General features: G+C 56.4%; 1 protein-coding gene. It reads right to left on the reverse strand.

What is annotated here, in order from left to right; genetic code table 11:
* Positions 1–174: 174 nt before the first annotated feature.
* Positions 175–606: a VOC family protein gene (locus tag ACFPP6_RS36325; protein WP_382051123.1), complete on the reverse strand. Its 432-nt coding sequence runs from the start codon at positions 604–606 to the stop codon at positions 175–177.
* Positions 607–3,695 lie beyond the last annotated feature (3,089 nt).

Here is a 3,695-nt window from a genome sequence, read left to right on the forward strand (position 1 = left end):
CAGGACGACACGCGAGGCCGATGGCGAGCGCTTCCTTGGCATATTCGGCGCATACAGAATTTATCAGGCTATCCCGGGCGGCAGGCAAACCGCACAAAACAGCAGGTAAGCGGCAAGAACATCCTCTTGAGAGGTCCCCGGGAGACGGCTCCCCCTCGCAGTCTCGGAGGAGAATCAGGCGAGGCAGAACTCGTTGCCCTCGATGTCCTGCATCGTGATGCACGACTCGTTGACTCCATCGGCGCGCTGCGTCAGCACGTGTTTCGCGCCGAGCGCCATCAGCCGTGCGCATTCGGCCTCGAGTGTGGCCAGGCGCTCGTCACCCACGAGCCCGGCGCCGGCCCGCACATCAAGATGCACCCGGTTCTTGACGACCTTGCCTTCGGGAACTCGCTGGAAGAGCACGCACGGGCCCACACCCGAGGGATCAGCGCACGCGAAGTAGACCTCGTCCTCAGGCGGCAGCGAGTGGTGGTACTCCTCCCACGTGGCAAAGCCCTCCGGGACTGTCGGTACGACGTACCCCAGCACCTCGCACCAGAAGGCGGCGAGGCGCGCAGGTTCCGCGCAGTCGAAGGTCACTTGGAACTGCTTGATCGTTGACATCGGCGCACGATAACAGGAGCCCTGCTCATCTCCCCGGGCAGGTGGATCCACACGTTGCCGGGAGGACGGCCCCTGCCATCCGCTGCTGTGTCGTGCGGTCACAGGGGTGAACCGAGGTCGGCGCCCTTTCCAAAGGGTGGGACCCAGGATCCGATCTCAGCCGACCACTCTCGTGCCAAAGATCAGTTACGGGACAGCCCTTAGGCCTCGCAGCCGCAATGTGCCACTACAGGCGATTCATCTGCCTCACTACATAGGACACTGTCAGATTAAATAGAATCTGCGGCGACAGGCGGTGACCATGGTTTATACATGCTTGCGCTTCAGTGGAACAGGAGGTTCTTTCAATGAAGCCCAAACAGACTATATTTGGCTAAGGAGGGCGAAGGGTAGGCCGGGTAGGTTGTTCACAACAGTTGGCCTACCCACCGGACCGTTGATCCCTTACTGAGTGCATTCCTGACAACAGTTGGTTTGACGAAGAGGTGGAATCATGCGACGCTCTCTCGGAAAATTTTTCTCCGTAATGCTTCTAGCGAGTGCTGTCAGTGTTGCTGTCGCTCCCATGGCAGAAGCTGATAGTGTACTACCGCCTACAGCCGGAATTCCAAATATGCTGCAAGGAGTTGCTGCCCCATCTCCTGGAGCGGGAACGCCAGGAGGAGGAACTTGGAATTGGCAATCTACAGCTCGAAATTCAAGCAACATGCAGAATCAGAACGGTCTTGTGAACCTTGCCACTGGTGGTAACCTGTGCGTCGGCCTCCTTGGCGTTCTCGCTCCCACTAATAACTGCCCCTCTTCGTGATGTAGAGATTGAGGCAAAGCTCACCATGCAGCCTGGAACAAGTCAACCAACCTCGCGTATGGGCATAGGAATTTTTGATGAGCCTCAATGAACAGCGTGGACAGTAGGTTGGCTGGATGAGGGCGAAGGGACAGAATGAGGCCCAGAGTAGTGCTCATTTTTGTCAACAGACTTCCTCTTCCAGGGCTTGGGGGAGCGCGCCCTAGGCGTATGATCTAATTTATTCTCCTATGTTCTGATGCGTGATAGTTGGCGCCCCTGGTGATTGCTAGGATGTTTGGGGGTCGAGGCGCCTAGGGATTTCCCCCAGGAGTAGTGTGGCCGTGAGGAAGAAGGTGTGGCCGTGCGCACATACACGGCCACACCGCTAATTGCCCTTTTCTAATCCTGTCCCGCAGGGATGAGTAAAGACTGTCCCGTACTGCCGCTCGCGGCTGCCCCTATATTCGTGATGCCGTCAACTTGGGGGTGATTCATGCCAGTCCATCTGCAACCACAGGTGCGCCAAACAAGGAGAAAGTGGACCCCCGGAGGGTAGTTACGTAGCGTAACCCCTTGCTTCTTCTTGCTGCAACGCGGTGATTTTTCGAAACAATTGCATATTTTAATGGTCGTTTTAGCTTTGGCAGTCTTGGCCAGATTCACAAAAAGATTCTTTCTTTGGAGTTATTGATGAGTGGACGTTTTTCTGGGGTAATTTTCGCCAGCTTTGTCGTGGGTGTCTTAGGGTTGGGGTCAACTTCGGTGGCTGTAGCGGATGGTCCTGACCCTCGATTCTTGCCGAGTGAGAGCGGCATGTCACTTCAAGCTGGTCGAGTATTCGATGGGGTTATGGCGGCGCCGGCAAACTGGAATTGGAGTGCCACGTCAAGCAGCCGCTCGAATAGCCAGACTCAAAATGGGCTTGCAAACATCGCTACGGGTGGTAATTTCTGTGTGGGACTGCTGGGTGTCCTGTCGCCCGTCAATAACTGCCCAACCTCGTAATTCATCCTACCAAGTAATGGCGACCCTGCTGGGCCTTTTCAATTCTGCCCCCAGACGGATGGCGGCTGAGTGCAGTCAGGTAGGCAGCAAACGTCTATGCTTGAGATGGAGGCGCGTCAACTCAATCCCACCACTCTCGCGAGACCAAGCTGAAAGCTTAATTGGATGAGTGGGGTGGATGGCAGGGGCCCCTCGTCGTTGGCGTGGTGATTCCACTAGAGCGGCGACAGATAGGTGGATTATGGGAATTTTTCTTCGTGGGGCTGTCATAGCGGTTTTCCTCATGTCTGTAAATGTCTTCTCTGGGGCTGTGGTCGCGTCGGCTGATGACACGCAACCATCAACTCAAATGACACAGAAAGGCCTGCTTAGTCTTTCTGGGGTTGACAGCATCACGCGAAAGGTTTGTGTGGATTTGCATCTTGAGTCGCTTGGCGGCCCAAAGACGAAATGCCCGCCGCAGGTATGGTAGTCGAGATGCGTGTCAACTGGTTTGCTATAGGTCAGAATCACTGAGTGTTTTTCATCCTGAGCTTGAGCTGCCCTGATGCTGGTGAGGACAGCCTGGACGAGTGCGACCCAACAGGAGCTTATGGCGGAGGCGCCGGGACTCGAGAGGGCCGATGGCCCGTTCGGCGAGCGCCCGATATTTTCGTGGGACTGGTTTACAGCCTGACTCGCCTCGGCGATGTAACCGCAAGCGGTGGTTCTGCCGATATCAATCTACCAGGGACTTTACCTGTCTGTCAGTCCAACTCTCCAGGTTGGAAAAGGCTCTCTGGCGAGGGGGGAGCTTTACTGAGGCATGTTTACTGTTACGGCTAAAATATATTCAGGAGTGTGAAATGATTAGGGGTCTGGCTTTAGTTTGTGTTGCGGCTGCTGGTTCGCTCGCGTGGTCCTTTCCTGCCTATGCGAGTACTGTAGGTGTTCCGGCTTCTCGTGTTATTGAGGGGGCCTCTTTTGATAGTCTCGGCGGGTATGTGAACGTCGGAGAGCGAGGCCTCCGATCAGAAAGGGTGGGGAGGGATGGGGAAAAAGGCGTCTGCCCCTGCCCGGGCTCTATGAGTGGTTCCGGGGCCATTACATGTTCGAGTGACGGGAAGACTGTGCTAGTGGCCGGGTCCTGGGTGCTGAGTGCTAACTGCCTGAGCACCAGCGGCATCTCGGGGTCTGAGGACACTGCGGGGTCTGAGGACACTGCGGGGTCTGAGGACACTGCGGGGTCTGAGGACACTGCGGGGTCTGAGGACACTGCGGGGTCTGAGGACACTGCGGGGTCTGAGGACACTGC

This window comes from Streptomyces aureoversilis (assembly GCF_042657885.1).
Taxonomy (GTDB): domain Bacteria; phylum Actinomycetota; class Actinomycetes; order Streptomycetales; family Streptomycetaceae; genus Streptomyces; species Streptomyces aureoversilis.

Excerpts from the sequence above, each read along its gene's own strand:
- ACFPP6_RS36325 (WP_382051123.1), bottom strand. The coding sequence starts at position 606 with ATGTCAACGATCAAGCAGTTCCAAGTGACCTTCGACTGCGCGGAACCT.